Consider the following 17,523-nt stretch of genomic DNA (forward strand, 5'->3'; position numbering starts at 1 on the left):
CCTCGTGGACGTGGCCCGCGGACGGGCCGGATCAACCCCGCGGACGTCGGTGTCCACCGGGGCGTCACGGGTGGGCGCCGAGTCACCGGGCGTCGTCTCGAGGCCGACGTGTCACGCGTCCGACCCAGCCGTGAACGTTCACAACGGCCTCACGGTGGCGTAGCAGGACGGCGGCATCCAGTGGTGAAACGCTTCGATGTTGCACGGGCGCCCGCGCGCCGATATGGGGGAACCCGTTTCTGCGGAATCGGGCCAGAATGCCCGAAAAATGCCGTTCAGGTCGCGTGACCGACTCCGGGGTGCAACGGTTGAGGTTCACGCACAACCGTTTCCCCCACTGGAGGCTTTCATGGCTGCACCCCGCACAAACGGTGGCAACGCCGACCACGAGCCTCGCCGCGCGGCGACCACCGGCCTGGTCGTCGCCGCCCTCGGGATCGTGCTGTTCAACATCTCGCCCCTGCTCAACTGGGTGAACCCGGGCGGCGACGCCGACCCGAGGACGGGCTACGAGACCGACTCGGTCGTCCCGTTCATCGCCTACCTGGGCCTCGGGCTGCTCGTCGCCCTGCTCTACGCGAACAAGCTGGCCCGGCGCGGCCAGCACCGCGGCCTCACGCTGGTCACCATGGCCGTCGGCATCGCCGCGGCCATCCAGTGCCTGGCCTTCGCGATCAACCCGATGGGCGGCCTCGAGCGCGGTGACGGTCTGGCGACCGACATCGGCGTGTGGGTCGGCCTGGTCGGTGGGGCGGTCTGGGCCGTCGGCGCCTTCCTGCTGGCGAAGGACGTGGAGGGTGACGACCGCGTCGACACCTACCAGCAGGGCGCTTCCGCCACGCGCTGACACGTCCGGACGAGCGGTGGAAGGGCGCTTACGGCGTCCCTTCCACCGCTCGTGCTGTACGTGCACCCTCGCGGGCACTTCTCGTGCGGCCGTCCGGGAGGCGTGGCACGGTTGTGGCGTGACGCCCACCCCACGAGTCGACATCTCTGCCCTGCTCACAGCCGCGGAGGACGTCTCCCCGGCCGACGCGATGTCGGCCGCGGCGGACGCCCTGCGGCGGAGCCTGGGCGTCGAGTCGGCCACGTTCCTGATCGCCGACGCGGCGGGGAACACCCTCATCGACCACGGCGACCCCGCCACCCGCTTCTCGCTCGACGGCACCGACCCGGGGCGTGCGTGGCGCGGGCAGTGCATCGTCCACGACGCCGCGCACCGGCGCGCGTACGCACCCGTCACCGTGCGGGGCGACGCGCTGGGCGTCCTGGCGGTGCAGCTGCCATCGAGCGACGCGACGGCGGACGGCGCAGGAGACGGCACGGAGGAAGGTGCGGACGCCGCCGACGGCGAGCTCGACCCGGTCCGCGCCGAGCAGCTCGCCGCCGTCGCCCACGCCCTGGCCTACGTGCTGGTCGCGAACCAGCGCCACACCGACACCTACGAGACGGCCATGCGCTCGGCCGAGTTCACCCTGCCCCGGGAGATCCAGCGTCGGCTGCTGCCGCTGGGCTTCGTGTGCGAGGGCGGGTCCTTCACGATCGCCGGCTGGCTCGAGCCCTCCGCCAGCGCCGCCGGCGACACGTTCGACTACGTGGCGTCCGGTGACCGGCTGATCGCCACCCTCACCGACGCCACCGGGCACGACCTCAACGCCGCTCTCATCGCGACGCTCACGGTGAACGCGCTGCGCAACGCCCGCCGGCAGGGGGCCGACCTGGTCGAGCAGGCGCACGCCGCCAACATGGCCCTCATCGACCAGGGCGTCCCCCACGGCGGTGCCTACGTCACCGGGATGCTCCTCGACATCGACCTCCGGTCGGTGGACGACAAGGAGGGCAGCGGCGAGGGCACCGTGGTCCGGATCATCAACGCCGGCCACCCCGGCGCGCTCCTGCTCCACGACGGTCACGTCACGACCGTCGCTCCCGCCAACAACCCGCTGCTCGGGATGCGGCCGCACGAGTACCAGGCTCAGGAGATCGAGATGTACCCGGGAGACCGGCTCCTGCTGATGACCGACGGCATGCTCGAGCGCAGCGCCGCCGCGTTCGACCTGCCCGCGGCACTGCGCGACACGGCGGACCAGCACCCCCGCAACGTCGCGCAGGACATCTCGCGCATGTTCCTCGAGAAGGTCGGCGCGGACGTCCAGGACGACGCCGCCCTGCTGCTGCTCGAGTGGCACGGCGGCTCCACGCACCGCCGGACGCACCACGGGGCGGACGCCGCCCGGTAGGCGCGTCAGCGGCTGACGTGGGCGCGGGCCCGGACGGTCACGGCCGCAGCCCCGCGAGCGCGATCGTCAGCCCGCGGTCGAGCGCGGCGTCGCGCGCGTCGTCGTCCTGGGAGGCGAGCACGCCCTCGACCATCATCAGGACGAGGTGGACGTCGGCGACCGTGACGTCGGGGGAGACCTCGCCCAGCTCGATGGCATCGGCCAGCGGCCGGGTCACCAGGGTGCCGATGCGCTCGCCCAGGGCGTCGAGGTGGCCGGCGGCGTCGGGCGCCGAGCGCAGCAGGGGGAACAGGCCCGCGAGCTGCCGCTGGCCGTCGGCGATGCGCCGGACGACGGCCTCGAACGTGCCGGGCTGCCCCGCGCGCTCGGCGGCGAGCCGCGCGGCGTCGTCGAGGTGCCTGCCGTAGAGCCCGGCGGCCAGCGCGTACCGGTCGGGGAAGTGGCGGTAGACGGTCGCGCGGCCGACCCCCGCCTCGCGGGCGACCTCGCTGAGCGGGGCGGACAGGCCCCGGGCGGCGAAGACGCGCTCGGCGGCGGCGATCACGGCGGCGCGGTTGCGCGCGGCGTCCCGTCGCGCGGAGGTCACCCGGGGAGTTTAGGACGTTGATCCCGGCGTCGCGGGCGGGCCGCCGGAATACTCGGGAACAGAAACGGACGCGGCCGTCCGTTTCGATCCCTTCCCTGATCGGAGCCCTGTGACGCGCCACCCCCGCATGCTCGAGCCCGCCCGCTGGGGCTCCCTCGAGCTGCCCAACCGCACCTTCATGCCGCCCATGGGCACCCACACGGCGAACGCCGACGGCACGATCTCCGCCTCGGGCGTCGCCTACCTCGTCGCGCGGGCGCGCGGCGGCGTCGGCCTGCTCATCACCGAGTCCATCCAGACGCAGGACGTCTACGACCTGCCCACCGGCTCGACCATCAGCCTCACCCACGACCGGCACGTCGCCCCGCTGCGCGACGCCGTCGCCGAGGTGCACCGCGCCGGCGGGCTCATCAGCGCCAACCTCACCCCGGGGCTCGGGCGGATCATGCCCGGCGGCCCCGGCGGTCTGCCCCCGTTCTCGGCGTCCGACTGCCCCACCCTCATGGACCCGAGCGTCCGCTGCCGCGCGCTGAGCACCGAGCAGGTCGAGGACATCCTGGACCGGTTCCGCGCAGCGACCCGCCGCGCACTGGAGTGCGGCTTCGACGCGATCGACCTGCACGGGCACACCGGCTACCTCACGGACCAGTTCATGGCCGCCGTGTGGAACACCCGCACGGACCGTTTCGGCGGGGACGTCCGGGGCCGGGCGACCTTCGCCACCGAGATGATCCGGATCGTGCGCGAGGAGGGCGGTGCGGACTTCCCGCTGTCCATGCGGATCTCTGTGCGCCAGGGCTTCCCGGGCGGACGCACGCCCGAGGAGGCGCGCGAGCTCGCGGTGATCCTGCAGGACGCCGGGCTCGACGTGCTGCTCGTCGACGCCGGCTCCTACGAGGCGATCGACTACTCGTTCCCGTCGTACTACATGGGCGACGGCGTGTACCTGCCGGACGCCGAGGTCGTGAAGCCCGTCCTGCGCATCCCCGTCGCCGTCAACGGCAACCTCACGCCCGACCTGGCCGAGCAGACTCTGGCCGCCGGCACGGCGGACTTCGTCGGCTTCGGCCGCATGGTCATCGCCGACCCCGACCTGGTCCGCAAGGTCGCCGAGGGTCGCCCCGAGCAGGTGCGTCCCTGCATCCGCTGCAACGAGCTGTGCATCGGCAACGTCGTCGCCGGCAAGGCGCTGGGGTGCTCGGTCAACCCGGAGGCCGCGCAGGAGGCGACGCGGGTGCTGCTGCCGACGCCGGTGGTCCGCGCGGTCACGGTCGTCGGGGGCGGCCCCGGCGGGCTGGAGGCCGCACGCGTCGCCGCCGAGCGCGGCCACAAGGTCGACCTCTACGAGCGTGGGCCGCGGCTCGGTGGCGTCCTCGAGCCCGCCGCGACCCCCGAGTTCAAGCGCGAGCTGCACCGCATGGTCGACTGGTGGGAGGGCGAGATGGCGCGCCTGGGTGTGACCGTCCACCTCGGTCACGAGGTCACCGCCGACGCCCCCGAGGTCACCGACGCCGACGCGGTCGTGGTCGCCACCGGCTCCACGCCCTGGGCACCGCCCGTCCCGGGTGCCGACGGCCTGTCCGCGGTGCACGTGCTCGACTTCCACCGCGGCGCGCACGTCGGACCGCGTGTGGTGGTCTGCGGCGGGGGCCTGTCGGGGGCCGACGCCGCGCTCGAGCTCGCGCTCGACGGGCACGAGGTGACGATCGTCGAGGCCGCGCCGCAGATCGCGGCGGACATGGTGGTGCACAACCGCGTCGCGCTGCTGCGGCGGTTGGCCGAGGTCGGTGTGCGCGTGCTCACGGGCCACCGGGTGACCGCCGTCGGCGGCGACGCGGTGGCCTGCGAGGGCCCCGACGGCCCGGTCGAGCTCCCGGCGGACACGGCGCTGCTGGCCTTCGGCGTCCGCCCCGACCGCGACCTGCCCGACGCGCTCGCGGACCGCCCGGCCACCCACGTCGTGGGCGACTGCGTGCAGCCCTCCAAGGTCGGCGACGCGATCCACGCGGGCTACGCCGCCGGCGCCGCGATCTGACCGACGGTGTGAAGGGTTGTTGCCGATATCCGGCAACAACCCTTCACACCCGTTGCGTCGACCTCGGCGTGCGAGGCCCGCGCGCCGGTGCGAACGTGGGGCCATGAGCGAAGAGACGACCGGGTACGACCCGGACAAGGACCCCGACACCGACCCCGCGAGCCTCAACCCGCGCACCGGCGCGGCGGCGAGCGGCGACCCGGACGAGGACGTCGACACCGACGCCGAGCCCGGGAACCTCAACCCGCGGGACGACACGTGAGCGAGCACCTGCCGGACAGCTTCGACGAGAAGCAGCCGGACCTGCCGTCGCTCGGCGTCGACCCCGACCCGATCCCCGACGACCACGAGGGCAACGCCCCGGACGGCGAGGGCGAGGCCGGGTCCTGACCGGCTGCGCGTCGGCGCCGCCGCGCGCTGAGCGGGGCCGGGCCCGCTGACCCGCGCCGGGTGCCGACGGTGGCATCGGTGTGACGTCCGCCCTCCCGGTGGCGGGTCCCCAGGGGTGGCGCAACGATGAGCGGGCGCCGAGCAGGGCGCGTGACCTGCAGGAGGAGCCCGCATGACCACCCAGCTGCCGCACCCCGCGCCCGCAGCCCTCAGTGCGCAGTCGCCGATGCCGCTGCCCACCCCGCGCGGCCCGCTCAGCGACGCCCTGCTGCAGGTGCTCGCCGCTGCGGGCGACCCCGCCTCGCTCGCAGGCGAAACGGCCGCGGTCCTCGCCGCACCCACCGGTTCCTGGCTCGAGGACGAGGATGTCCAGCTCTCACTGACGTGCATGTACGAGCTGCACTACCGCGGCCTGGACGGCGTGGACGACGACTGGGAGTGGCAGCCCGACGTCCTGGCCGCGCGCGCGGCGCTCGAGCGGGCCGTGGAGGGCGAGCTGCGCGCCCGCGTCACGGCCGCCGTCCCGCAGGAGACGTCGGCGCAGGCCGTCGCCACCGCCCTGTTCGACCTCACGTCGTCCGACGACGGCCCCAGCATGTCGCGCTGGATCGCGCGCCGGGCGCAGCGTGAGCACCTCGAGGAGCTCCTGGTGCACCGGTCGGTCTATCAGCTCAAGGAGGCCGACCCGCACACGTGGGTAGTCCCGCGGCTCGGGGGCGCGCCCAAGGTCGCGCTCATGGAGATCCAGTCCGACGAGTACGGCGCGGGCGACCCCGAGCGGCAGCACGCCGCACTGTTCGCCACCGCCATGCGCGGCCTCGGGCTCGACGACACGTACGGGCGCTACGTCGACAACGTCCCCGCGATCACCCTCGCGCACCCCAACGTCATGTCGATGTTCGGGCTGCATCGTCGGCTGCGCGGCGCGATCGTCGGGCACCTCGCGGCGTTCGAGATGACGTCGTCGATCCCCAACCGGCTGTACGGCAACGGCATGCGACGCATCGGCCTGGGCGGCGACGTCACGGAGTACTTCGACGAGCACGTCGAGGCCGACGCGGTGCACGAGCAGATCGCCGGACGCGACCTCGCCGGCCGGCTCGTCGAGCAGGATCCGACCCTGGGCGCCGACGTCATGTGGGGCGCGGCCGCGTGCCTCGCGCTCGACGGCTGGTGGGCGCAGCACGTGCTCGACCGGTGGGAGGCCGGTGGCACGTCGCTGCGGCAGCCGCTGCCGTGACGCACCACCCGGACGCCGTGTACGTGCTGCCCCGGCGCAGCGACGACCCGCTCGGCACCGAGGCCCTGACGTACATCGTCGGGCTGGTGCGCGAGGTGACCGTCGTGCTCGTCGACGGGTCGCCCGCGCACGTCCGGGAGCGCAACGCCCAGGTGCTGCCGCGCGACGTCGTGCACGTCGCGGCGCCGGAGCCACGGGCCGGAAGCAACGGCAAGGTCCTGGGGGTGCGCCGCGGGCTGGAGGTGTCGCACCACCCGCTGGTCGTCGTGGCGGACGACGACGTGCGGTGGGAGCCGGCGACGCTGGCCCGCGCGCTGCGCCTGCTCGACGAGGTCGACCTGGTGCGCCCGCAGAACGTCTTCCACCCCCTGCCGTGGCACGCCCGCTGGGACACGGCGCGCTCGCTGGTGAACCGCGCGCTCGGCGGCGACTGGCCCGGCACGCTCGTCGTGCGGCGCGACGCCCTGCCCGTGCACGGCTACGCGGACCACGTGCTGTTCGAGAACCTCGAGATGGTCCGCACGGTGCAGGCCCGCGGCGGCGCCGCCCACGTCGCACGCGACCTGGTCGTGCGGCGCGTGCCGCCGACGCCCCGGCGGTTCGCGGAGCAGCGGCTGCGCCAGGCGTACGACAGCCACGCCCAGCCCGCGCGCCTCCTGGCCGAGCTCGCGGCGGCGCCCCTGCTGGTGGCGGCCGCGCGGCGGTACGGCGCGGTGCGGGTCGCGGCGGTGGCGGTGGCCGTGGCGGTCACCGTCGCGGAGGTCGGCCGCCGGCGGGACGGTGGTGCGCGGCACTTCCCGGCGACGTCGGCCGCGTGGGCGCCGGCGTGGGTCGTCGAGCGCGCCGTCTGCTCCTGGCTGGCGTTGGGCTACCGCTTCTCCGGCGGGGTCCCGTACGCGGGCACCCGGCTGCGGGCGGCCGCGTCGTCGCCGCGCCGGCTGCGCCGGGGCCTGGGGCTCGTCGCATGACCGCGCGTGACGAGCCACGCGGGCCGGTGCGCATCACCCCCTGCCCCGACGGCCCGCTGCTGGTGCGCGGCTCCATCGAGATCGTCGGCGCGGACGGCGAGGTCCTTGTGCCCGCGCGTCGCACCGTCGCGCTGTGCCGCTGCGGCGGCACCGGCACCCCGCCGTGGTGCGACGGGACGCACAAGGTCAACGGCTTCCGCACGGCGGACTGACGCGCGGCTGCTGACGTCGGCCCACCCCCAGATACGGGGCTGCCCCCAGGTGGGCCCACCCCCAGGTGGTGAGAGTGCGATCCAGTCACGCCGGGGCGCGTCCGCCCGTCAGCACCACCAGCTGCTGGGTCGTGCGGGTCATCGCGACGTACCGGTCCACGGCCCCCTCGACGCCGTCGCCGAACGCGGCGGGGTCGACGAGCACGACGAGGTCGAACTCGAGGCCCTTCGCGGTCTGCGGGGTGAGCGTCCGCACGCGCGGGCCGGCCGGGAACGTCGGGTCGCCGATCACGCACGCGACGCCCTCGTGCGACGCGAGCCAGTCCTCGACGACCGTCGCCAGGTCGCGGCGTGCGCCGTGCACGACGGGCAGGCCCGTGGTCCGCACGGACGTCGGCACGTTCGCGTCCGGCACCGCGGCACGGATCACCGGCTCGGCCTCGGCCATGACCTCGACCGGCGTGCGGTAGTTGATGCTGAGCGACGTCACGGTGACGCCGCGCAGCCCGACGCGCTCCAGCCGCTCGGACCACGACTCGGGAAAGCCGTGCCGCGCCTGGGCGCGGTCGCCGACGATCGTGACGCTGCGCGACGGGCAGCGCGTCAGCAGCATCTGCCACTGCGCGTCGGTGAGCTCCTGCGCCTCGTCGACCACGACGTGCGCGAACGGCCCGGCGAGCAGGTCCGGGTCGGCGCCGGGCAGCCCGGCCTCGTCGACGAGCGCGCTGCGCAGGTCGTCGCCGCCCAGCATGTGCATGACGCCCAGCGTGGAGTCGTCGCCCGCGACGAGGTTGTCGACGACGTGCGACATGTACTCCCGCTCGGCCGCGACCGTCGCGGCGCGCCGGCGCCGCCGCCGGGACTCGGCGGGGTCGCCCACGCGGCGGCGGGCCGCGTCGAGCAGCGGCAGGTCCGCGTCGGTCCAGGCCCGCGGGTCGTCGCGCTGCAGCAGGCGGACCTCGTCCGGCGTCAGCCACGGCGCGCACAGGCGCAGGTACGCGGGCACGGACCACAGGTCGGCCACGACGTCGGTGGGCTCGAGGACCGGCCAGGCGCGGTTGAACGCGCTGGTCAGCTCGGTGTCGCGGGTCAGGGCGCGGCGCAGCTGGTCGGCCGGGACGTCGGCCCCGTGGCCGTCCGCGACGATCTCGACGAGCGCCTCCCACGCCTGGTCGCGCGCCTCGTTGTGCGGCGTGCCCGGGTCGGGGGCGTCGAACGCGTCGGCCCAGTCGTCAGGGCTGAGCGTCACCGCGGCCCACGGCGTCTGCACGCGCATCCCCTGCGTGGGCGGCCGCTCGGAGAACCGCACGGCCGGCTCGATCGCCCTGACCATCGCCGCCGACGCCTTCAGGCGCGCGACGCGGTCGTCGGTCTCGGCGGTCGCGACGGCGCCCTCGGGGACGAGGTCCCGCAGCGTGCACGTCTGCACGCCCTCCTCGCCCAGCCCGGGCAGCGCGTCCGCGACGTACGACAGGTACGGCTGGTGCGGCCCGACCAGCAGCACGCGCCCGTGCCGGTCCCGCAGGCGCGGGTCGGAGTGCAGCAGGTAGGCCGCACGGTGCACGGCGACGACCGTCTTGCCGGTGCCCGGCCCGCCGTCGACGACGAGCGGGGTGCGCGCGCCGGCGCGGATGATCGCGTCCTGGTCGGCCTGCAGCGTGCCCAGCACGTCGCGCATCTGCGGCGAGCGGCTCGCGCCGAGGCTCGCGATGAACGCCGACTGGTCGTCCAGCGCGGCCTGCTGGTCGTACCCGTCCGGCGTGAACACCTCGTCCCAGTAGTCGGTGATCCGGCCGCCGCTCCACCGGTACCGGCGGCGGCTGACCAGGCCCATCGGGTGCGCGAGGGTCGCGGCGAAGTACGGTGCGGCGCTGGCGGACCGCCAGTCGACGAGCAGGCGCTCGCCGGCGCTGCTCGTCAGCCCGATGCGCCCGACGTACACGGGCTCGGGGTCGTCCGCCAGGACCATCCGGCCGAGGCACAGGTCCAGGCCGTAGCGCTCCAGGAGCCGCAGCCGGCTGCTCAGGCGGTGGATGTCCTGGTCGCGGTCCAGCGCCGCCTGGCCGTGGCGGCCCGGGGCGCGACGCAGCTCGACCACGCGCTCCCGCAGCTCGGCGACCTGCTGCTCCAGCGTGGCCGCGAGCGCGGCGAGCTGCTGCTCGTCACGGCCGACCAGCGCCGGGTCGGCCTTGGCGGCGCGGCTCTCGGGGAGGGCGAAGGCGCGGGTGGAGACGGGAGGCACGGCATCAGCTCCGGGTCGTACGGCGCCGTCGGCGCGGGCGTGAGCGGTGATCATGCGCCGTCGACCGGGTCTTGCCGCAAGACCCCCGGTGCGCTATACGTTGGAAACGGAGGCGAGCCTACGCGCGTTGCTCGCAGGCATCGCCATGGCTGGGTAAAGTCCTCCCATGGCAATCGCTATCCACGTGTCCGTCCACGGATCCGACGACGCCGCCGGCACCCCGGACGCCCCGCTGCGCACGATCGACCGCGCGGCCCAGCTCGCCCGCCCCGGTGACACCGTCACCGTCCACGCCGGCACCTACCGCGAGTGGGTCCGCCCTCGCCGCGGCGGTCGCAGCGAGGACCGCCGCATCACCTACCAGGCCGCTCCCGGTGAGCACGTGCGCATCACGGGTTCCGAGCAGGTCACCGGCTGGGAGCCGGTCGGCGGCGGCGTGTGGCGCGTCGAGGTGCCGAACACGCTCTTCGGCGAGGTCAACCCGTTCGCCGTCGAGATCGACGGCGACTGGATCGTCCGCCCCGGCCGTGACGACCCGAAGAAGCACCTCGGTGCCGTGTACCTGGACGGCCGTCGTCTCCTCGAGGTCGCGAGCGTCGACGCCGTCGCGTCCGCCCCGCGCCGCACCGAGCTCGTGGACGACTGGACCGGGACCACCGTCCCCGTCCCCGACCCCGACTGGACGCAGCGCGTCTGGCACGCCGAGGTGGGCGCCGACGTCACGACGATCCACGCGGGCTTCGGCGACGCGGACCCGAACGCGGCGCTGGTCGAGATCAACGTGCGTCCCACGGTCTTCTGGCCGACCGACCACCACGTCGACTTCATCACCGTGCGCGGCTTCGAGCTCGCGCAGGCGGCGACGCAGTGGGCACCCCCGACGGCGAACCAGCCGGGCCTCGTCGGCCCCAACTGGGCGCGCGGCTGGGTCATCGAGGACAACGACATCCACGACGCGACGTGCTCGGCGGTCTCGCTGGGCAAGGAGGCGTCGACGGGCGACAACTACGCGTCCGACCGCGGCGACAAGCCCGGCTACCAGTACCAGCTCGAGTCGGTGTTCGCCGCCCGCCAGATCGGCTGGGACCGCGAGCACATCGGCTCGCACGTCGTGCGGCGCAACCGCATCCACCACTGCGGCCAGAACGCGGTCGTGGGGCACCTGGGCTGCGTGTTCTCGCGCATCGAGGACAACCACATCCACGACATCGCCAACGACCGCGAGTTCTACGGGCACGAGATCGCGGGTATCAAGCTGCACGCGCCGATCGACGTCGTCATCGCGAACAACCGCATCCACGACTGCTCGCTGGGCATCTGGCTGGACTGGCAGACGCAGGGCACGCGCATCACGCGCAACGTCCTGTGGGACAACAGCCGTGACCTGTTCATCGAGGTCAGCCACGGCCCGTACGTCGTCGACCACAACGTCCTGGCGTCGCCCGTGTCGGTGGAGAACCACAGCCAGGGCGGTGCGTACGTGCGCAACCTGCTGTGCGGGACCGTCGGCCTCAAGCAGATGCTGGATCGCGCGACGCCGTACCACCGGCCGCACTCCACGCAGGTCGCCGGCTACGCGATCACCCTGACGGGCGACGACCGCTGGATCGGCAACGTGTTCGCCGGTGGCGACCTCGACGTCGCGTACGCGCCCACGTCGTGGGGCCGCATCGGCTCGCAGACGGGCACCAGCGCGTACGACGGCTACCCCACGTCGCTCGAGCAGTACCTGACGGAGATGGGCGACCGCTGGGACGGCGACCACAACCGCTTCGCCAGCCGCGTGCAGCCGTACTGGTCGCGCGGCAACGTCTTCGTCGGCGGGGCGCGCCCCGCGGACGTCGAGTCCGACCCGCTGGTGCTCGACGGGCCGGCGCGCGTCGAGGTCGTCACGACCGACGACGGCGTCTGGCTCGAGGTCGACGTGCCCGGGGCCGACGCCGCCGTGCTCGACCTGGTCACGGGCACCGACCTGCCGCCCACGCGGCTGGTCGGGGCCGACTTCGAGGAGCCCGACGGCGGCACGCTGCGCCTCGACACGGACCTGCTGGGCGACAGCCTGGTCGGCACGTTCCCCGCCGGCCCGCTCGCCGGTGGCCTGACGGGCGCCCGGGTGCGCCTGGCCTGAGCCCCGCCGACGGGCACGCCCCGTGAGACAGAGGAATCCGGGCACTGAAGTCCCGGATTTCTCTGTCTCACGGGTGGGTCGGGGGGTGGTGGCAGGAGGCGCTAGCGTGGCGGGGGCCGTTTGGTCGTCGCGCCGGGTCGGCGCGAACCCGTCGCGGCCCGCCACAGCCCTCACCGACGGAAAGCCCGCATGCCTGACGACCGACCGACCCCGCCCTCCGCCGATCCCGCACCCGTGGTGGCCCCCGCCGTCCCCGAGGCCGACGAGTCCTTCTCGGTACTCGCGGCCCTGCGGTCCCCGCGTCGGCTGCGCACCGAGGTGCTCGCAGGGCTCGTCGTGGCGCTGGCCCTCATCCCCGAGGCGATCGCGTTCTCGGTGATCGCCGGCGTCGACCCGCGGGTCGGGCTGTTCGCGTCGTTCACGATGGCCGTGACGATCGCGTTCCTCGGTGGCCGGCCCGCGATGATCTCGGCCGCCACGGGGGCGGTCGCCCTGGTCGTCGCGCCGGTCGCGCGCGAGCACGGCGTCGACCACCTCATGGCCACGATCGTCCTGGCGGGCGTCATCCAGGTGGCGCTGGCGCTCCTCGGGGTGGCCCGGCTCATGCGGTTCATCCCGCGCTCCGTCATGGTCGGCTTCGTCAACGCGCTGGCGATCCTCGTCCTCATGTCCCAGGTGCCGCACGTCGTGGGCGTGCCGTGGCTCGTGTACCCGTTGGTCGCCGTCGGCGTCCTGGTCATCGTGCTGCTGCCGCGCTGGACGACGGCCGTCCCCCCGCCGCTCGTCGCGGTCGTGCTGCTCACGGGCGCCGCCGTGCTCGCCGGCCTCGACGTGCCCACCGTCGGCGACGAGGGCGCCCTGCCCGAGTCGCTGCCGTCGCTGCTGTGGCCCGACGTGCCGCCCACCCTCGACACCCTGCGGACCATCGCGCCCTTCGCGGTGGCCGTGGCGTTCGTCGGGCTCCTGGAGTCCCTGCTGACCGCCAAGCTCGTCGACGACATCACGGACACGCACTCGGACAAGACCCGCGAGGCGTGGGGCCAGGGCGGCGCCAACATCGTCACCGGGCTGTTCGGCGGCATGGGCGGCTGCGCGGTCATCGGCCAGACGATGATGAACGTGAAGATCTCCGGTGCCCGCACCCGGATCTCCACGTTCCTGGCCGGGGTGTTCCTGCTCGTCCTCGTCGTAGGGCTGGGCGACGTGGTGGCGGTCATCCCGATGGCCGCGCTCGTCGCGGTGATGATCATGGTGTCCGTGGGGGCCTTCGACTGGCACTCGGTCCACCCGCGCACCCTGCGCCGCATGCCGCGCTCGGAGACGGCCGTGATGCTCACGACCGTCGTCGTCACCGTCGCCAGCCACAACCTCGCCTACGGCGTCCTGGCGGGCGTCCTGCTGGCCATGGTCCTGTTCGCCCGCCGCGTCGCCCACGTCACCACGGTCACCCGGCTCGACGCGAGCGACGACGACGGCCGCCGCGTGTACGCCGTCGAGGGGCAGCTGTTCTTCGCGTCGTCGAACGACCTCGTCTACCAGTTCGACTACGCCGGCGACCCCGACGACGTCGTCATCGACATGAGCCGCGCGCACGTGTGGGACGCGTCCACGGTCGCGACCCTCGACGCCATCACGCACAAGTACGCGACGCGCGGCAAGACCGTCACCATCGTCGGCATGGACGCGCACAGCGCCGAGCGGCACGGCCGCCTCGCCGGCAACCTGGGAGCGGGGCACTGAGCCTGGCGACCGCCGGCGCGCGCCGAGTGCTCACGCGCCGAGTGCTCACGCGTCGAGCGCGCCCCGCACCACCGACACCCCGGAGTGCGCGGGCTCGCCGTCCAGCGGCTCGTCGCTGACGTCGACCACCGGGTACTCGGCGAGGTCCAGGTCGGCCGGTAGCGCGAACGTGCCGCTCGTGCCGTCGAGCGTCCCGAGGCTGACCAGGCCCGACACGTCGGGCCGCAGCAGCCAGACCTCGAGGAACCCGTCCCCCTGGGGGGCGGAGTCCAGGTCGACGACGAGCTCGCGCGACCCGTCGCGGGCCGTGCGCACCTCGGCCGTGCCGGTCGGCGACCAGCCGGGCAAGGGCTCCAGCACCGCGGACGCCAGGACCGTCGACGGGTCCGTCCGCAGCTGCACCCAGGCGGTCGCGCCGGCACCACCGACCACGAGACCGGCCGCCGCGGCGACCGCCAGCCACGCGCGGCGCACCCGCCGGCGCGACGCGAGCGGTGTGACGGTGGCGAGGGGCGGCTCCGCGGGCGCGCCGGGCGCCGAGGGGTCGGCGGCCGGCGGCGGGGGAGCGGTCGGCGCGGCGTCCGGGTGCTCGACGTCCGACCGCTCGACGTCCGACCGTTCCGTGAGCTCGCCGCGCGCAGCCGCGTGCGCGCGCTCGCCCAGCCCCAGCTCGGCCGCCACGCGGCCCCACACCTGCGGGTCGGGCGTCACGAGGTGCGGGTCGGGGCCGGACTCGCGGGCCAGGGCGGCGACGCCGTGCAGCGCCGCGAGCTCGTCCGCGCACCGCGGGCACGCCGCGACGTGGTCGTGGTCGTCGGCGGTGCCCACCTGCTCACCGAGCGCGAGGAGGGCGAGCGTCTCGTCGTCCACGTGCAGGTCATCGAACGGCACCATCCACCTCCCATCGGGTCCGCAGGCGCGCCAGGCTACGCCGCACGTGACTCTTCACGGTCCCGAGCGGCAGTCCCAGTCTGACGGCGATCTGGTCGTGCGTGAGGTCGTCGAAGAACGCGAGCCGCAGGATCGTGCGCTGCGGGTCACCGAGGTCGTCGAGGGCGTCGGCCACGACCACCCGGTCGACGACCCGCTGGTCGAGCGTCGCCACCGGGACGCGCTGCGGGTCCGCGGCCACCTCCGGCTGCTCGCGGACGCGGCGCTCGCGGGAGCGTCGTTCGTGGGCGTCGGCGACGGCGTGCCGGGTGATGCCCAGCAGCCACGCCGGCAGTCGGGCACGGTCCGGGTCGAAACGTGCACGCCCTCGCCACGCCTCCACGAACACCTGCTGGGTGACGTCCTCGGCCTCCGTCCGGTCGCCGAGCGAGCGCAGCGCGACCGTGTGCACCAGGGCCGACCACCGGCGGTACGCCTCGCCGATCGCCGCCTCGTCCCCCGACGCGAAGGCACGACCCAGCCCTTCCACGTCGTCGGGCACGGTGGCCGACGTGCTCACCCGCGCTCCTTCCGTCACCGTCCCGGTACCGCGCGCACGGGGTGCGCTTCACGGCGCTCATCCACCTGCGCCGTCCACGACGGGGTCGGCGGTCACCGCGACGTTGTCGGCATAGTGCCCCACTTCGCGGTCGAACGCTCCCCCACAGGTGACCAGGACGAGTCGTGGCGCCCCTTCGCGGTCGAACCACTGCTCGACCGGCGCGTCCTGCTTGGGCACCTGGGTGACGTCCCGCACGACGTACGGGTGCACGACGCCGTCCGCGGTGGTGACCTCCACGCGCGCCCCGGGCGCCACCTCGCGCAGGCGGGAGAACGGGCCGATGCCGGTCGTCCACGAGTCGACGTGCGCGGCCAGGACGGTGGCGCCGGCGGGGTCGCCCGGTGCGGGGTTGAAGCGGTACCAGCCGGCGCGGCCCGCGTCCTGCGGGATCTCCATCGTCCCGTCCTCCTCCACGCCCACGGCGTCGATGGGCATGTCCAGGCCCAGGTCGGGCACGACCAGCCGCGTCGGCGCGGGGGCGGCCGCGGGCGCCGGCTGCGCCCCGAGGTCCGCGTCGCGCAGCGGCACGTCCGGGCCGGCCGGCCCCGCCGAGGGCGACGTGGTCGGCACCGCCGACGTGGGCGGTGCCGTGGGGGGTGCCGGCGCGTCGGCGGTGGTGGACCCGCACGCCGCGGCGAGTGCCAGCAGGGTGGCCAGCGCCGCCGCGCGCGTGGTGCGCGCGCGGCGGCGGGCGGTGCGGGTGCCCGGCGACCGACCGTCTGAGGTCGGCCGGCCGCCGGGCACGTCGTGGGTCACGGTGCTCCGCCTCCGGAGGGTCAGCGACCGACCGTCGCGCGGCGGGACACCGCGCGGCCGGCCAGAGCCAGACCGGTGACGCCGCCGACGACGAGCATGGTCAGCGCGACCGGCAGGACCGGCGAGCTGTCGGCCGCGAGGCCCACCTGGCCGGCCTGCACGCCCGCCGGGTCGGAGTGCAGCCCCGTGACGGTCTGCGTCGCGAGCGCGAGGTTGCCCGCGTCGAGCGAGCCCCATGCGTAGACGACGGTCAGGGCGCCCTCGGTGACGGGGACGTCGGCCGGGCCGAGCAGCGCGGGCTCGGTGGTCCCCGCCGCGACGACGGAGGCCGACACCGTGCCGGCCGGCAGGTCGAGCGTCTGCTCGTTCGGGTTGCTCAGGTTGGTGATGACGGCCTGACCACCGGCGAGGACGTCGACGGCGGGAGCCGCGGCGACGTGGCGCACCGTGAGCCGACCCTGGCCGGCCGCGGTGGGTGCCGTGTCGTTGGTGAAGAGCGTGGCGGTCGGGGCGCCGGCGGCGTCGAGGTGCGCCACGGCGGTGTAGTTCTTGCCGCCCTCGAGCGGGAGGTCGACCGGGCCGATCGCCGGCGACGACGCGTCGGTCGCGTCCGCGGCCGTGATCGCCACGGTGTAGGTCCCGGCCGGCAGGTCGAGGGGGCCGGCGAGGGTGCCGGGCGTGAAGTCGTCGAGCGTCCGCTCGCCGTTCACCCACACGTCCACCGTGAGGTCGGGGACGCCGTGCAGCACCGAGAGCTTGGCGGTGCTGCCGGTGGCCGCGGTCGCGGGCAGTGCCGCGAACGTGGCGACGAGGCCGAGGGCCAGAGCACCGGCGGCCGTGCCGGTGAGGAGTCGTGCGCGCATCGAGGGGGTCCTTCCATGGGGCCCGCGCGATGGCGGGCGACGACGTGCTGACACCCCTACTTCCCTCGGGCGGGCGCATCCGGATGCACCCGGGGCGAGTTTTCTTCCGCGGGCCGCCGGCGCCGGTGCCGGGCGGGCGCCGTCGAGGGGCGTCCGGACCTGCACGGACGCCCTTTGCGCAACAGCGACCTTGCGTTAAAAACCGCCTCTGACCTGCAGGTAAGCCAGTACTTGCTTGCTGGCGGGGGCCGCCGGACGGGTCTAGCGTCGACACGTACGCCCCACGTCCCACTCCCCGGAGGTTCCCCAGATGAGCACCCTCGCAGAGCTCCCCCCCGTGGCCGAGTGCTCGGTCGCCGGCTGCTCGTACAACGACCACTCGTCCTGCCACGCCGCCGCCGTGACCATCGGTGGGACCGGGGACGCGCAGTGCGCCACGTTCATCCCGCTGAGCGTCAAGGGCGGCCTGGACCGCGTCGTCTCGCACGTCGGCGCGTGCCAGCGCCAGGACTGCTCGCACAACTCCCACCTGGAGTGCGGCGCGCCGTCCGTGCGCATCGGCGCCGGGCACGACCTCGCCGACTGCCTCACGTACGCGCCGCTCTGACGCGCCCGCCGGTCGGGGGTGACT

Annotated in this window: 17 protein-coding genes; 11 read left to right on the forward strand and 6 right to left on the reverse strand. The window is 74.6% G+C overall.

Features of this window, described 5'->3' with window-relative positions:
* Positions 1-349 precede the first annotated feature (349 nt).
* Positions 350-847, forward strand: coding sequence for a hypothetical protein (locus NP075_RS02430; protein ID WP_227564911.1), 498 nt, complete (start codon positions 350-352; stop codon positions 845-847).
* 118 nt (positions 848-965) lie between these two features.
* Positions 966-2,240, forward strand: coding sequence for a PP2C family protein-serine/threonine phosphatase (locus NP075_RS02435; protein WP_227564912.1), 1,275 nt, complete (start codon positions 966-968; stop codon positions 2,238-2,240).
* A gap of 37 nt (positions 2,241-2,277) precedes the next feature.
* On the opposite strand, the gene NP075_RS02440 is transcribed toward NP075_RS02435, so the two are convergent.
* Complete coding sequence (locus tag NP075_RS02440) at positions 2,278-2,826, reverse strand: TetR/AcrR family transcriptional regulator (protein WP_227564913.1); 549 nt, start codon at positions 2,824-2,826, stop codon at positions 2,278-2,280.
* 109 nt (positions 2,827-2,935) lie between these two features.
* On the opposite strand from NP075_RS02440, the gene NP075_RS02445 reads away from it, so the two are divergent.
* The 6 genes from NP075_RS02445 (at position 2,936) to NP075_RS02470 (ending at position 7,671) form a co-directional block, all read left to right on the forward strand.
* The gene (locus NP075_RS02445) at positions 2,936-4,861 is read left to right on the forward strand and encodes an oxidoreductase (protein ID WP_227564914.1); all 1,926 of its coding nucleotides are present in this window, start codon (positions 2,936-2,938) and stop codon (positions 4,859-4,861) included.
* Positions 4,862-4,964: 103 nt separating this feature from the next.
* A complete protein-coding gene (locus NP075_RS02450; protein ID WP_227564915.1) occupies positions 4,965-5,123 on the forward strand; it encodes a hypothetical protein in 159 nt (52 codons plus the stop codon).
* Positions 5,120-5,251, forward strand: coding sequence for a chromosome partitioning protein (locus tag NP075_RS02455; protein ID WP_227564916.1), 132 nt, complete (start codon positions 5,120-5,122; stop codon positions 5,249-5,251). The genes NP075_RS02450 and NP075_RS02455 overlap by 4 nt, the downstream gene beginning before the upstream one ends.
* Positions 5,252-5,423: 172 nt before the next feature.
* Positions 5,424-6,491 (forward strand): iron-containing redox enzyme family protein, encoded by a 1,068-nt coding sequence (locus NP075_RS02460; RefSeq protein ID WP_227564917.1) that lies wholly within the window; start codon positions 5,424-5,426, stop codon positions 6,489-6,491.
* On the forward strand, positions 6,488-7,459 hold the full coding sequence (locus NP075_RS02465) for a glycosyltransferase family 2 protein (protein ID WP_227564918.1): 972 nt from the start codon (positions 6,488-6,490) through the stop codon (positions 7,457-7,459). Before NP075_RS02460 ends, NP075_RS02465 begins: the two co-directional genes overlap by 4 nt.
* The gene (locus NP075_RS02470; RefSeq protein ID WP_227564919.1) at positions 7,456-7,671 is read left to right on the forward strand and encodes a CDGSH iron-sulfur domain-containing protein; all 216 of its coding nucleotides are present in this window, start codon (positions 7,456-7,458) and stop codon (positions 7,669-7,671) included. Before NP075_RS02465 ends, NP075_RS02470 begins: the two co-directional genes overlap by 4 nt.
* 85 nt (positions 7,672-7,756) lie before the next feature.
* Here the strand turns inward: NP075_RS02470 and helR are convergent, their stop codons facing one another.
* Positions 7,757-9,913 (reverse strand): RNA polymerase recycling motor ATPase HelR, encoded by a 2,157-nt coding sequence (helR, locus tag NP075_RS02475; RefSeq protein ID WP_227564920.1) that lies wholly within the window; start codon positions 9,911-9,913, stop codon positions 7,757-7,759.
* A 166-nt stretch (positions 9,914-10,079) separates the two neighbouring features.
* Here helR and NP075_RS02480 point away from each other — a divergent pair, with 166 nt between their 5' ends.
* Positions 10,080-12,041 carry a right-handed parallel beta-helix repeat-containing protein gene (locus tag NP075_RS02480; RefSeq protein WP_227564921.1) on the forward strand — a complete coding sequence of 654 codons (1,962 nt, stop codon included), beginning with the start codon at positions 10,080-10,082 and terminating at the stop codon, positions 12,039-12,041.
* Between the two features lie 189 nt (positions 12,042-12,230).
* Entirely contained in the window at positions 12,231-13,781 is a 1,551-nt protein-coding gene (locus NP075_RS02485; RefSeq protein WP_227564922.1) for a SulP family inorganic anion transporter, read from the forward strand.
* A gap of 45 nt (positions 13,782-13,826) precedes the next feature.
* Here NP075_RS02485 and NP075_RS02490 read toward each other — a convergent pair whose 3' ends face one another.
* Genes NP075_RS02490 through NP075_RS02505 form a run of 4 tightly spaced genes read right to left on the reverse strand, consistent with a single transcriptional unit; the run spans position 13,827 to position 16,892 of the window.
* Positions 13,827-14,675, reverse strand: coding sequence for an anti-sigma factor (locus tag NP075_RS02490; protein WP_227564923.1), 849 nt, complete (start codon positions 14,673-14,675; stop codon positions 13,827-13,829).
* Positions 14,659-15,231: an RNA polymerase sigma factor gene (locus tag NP075_RS02495; protein WP_227564924.1), complete on the reverse strand. Its 573-nt coding sequence runs from the start codon at positions 15,229-15,231 to the stop codon at positions 14,659-14,661. The genes NP075_RS02490 and NP075_RS02495 overlap by 17 nt, the downstream gene beginning before the upstream one ends.
* 57 nt (positions 15,232-15,288) lie before the next feature.
* Positions 15,289-16,029, reverse strand: coding sequence for a class F sortase (locus tag NP075_RS02500; protein ID WP_256791443.1), 741 nt, complete (start codon positions 16,027-16,029; stop codon positions 15,289-15,291).
* Between the two features lie 20 nt (positions 16,030-16,049).
* Positions 16,050-16,892, reverse strand: a complete 843-nt coding sequence (locus tag NP075_RS02505) for a DUF4397 domain-containing protein (protein ID WP_227564926.1) — start codon at positions 16,890-16,892, stop codon at positions 16,050-16,052.
* 310 nt (positions 16,893-17,202) lie between these two features.
* Here NP075_RS02505 and NP075_RS02510 point away from each other — a divergent pair, with 310 nt between their 5' ends.
* Positions 17,203-17,499 (forward strand): DUF1540 domain-containing protein, encoded by a 297-nt coding sequence (locus tag NP075_RS02510; RefSeq protein WP_227564927.1) that lies wholly within the window; start codon positions 17,203-17,205, stop codon positions 17,497-17,499.
* Positions 17,500-17,523: the final 24 nt, after the last annotated feature.

Source organism: Cellulomonas wangsupingiae, assembly GCF_024508275.1.
Classification (GTDB): Bacteria; Actinomycetota; Actinomycetes; order Actinomycetales; family Cellulomonadaceae; genus Cellulomonas; species Cellulomonas wangsupingiae.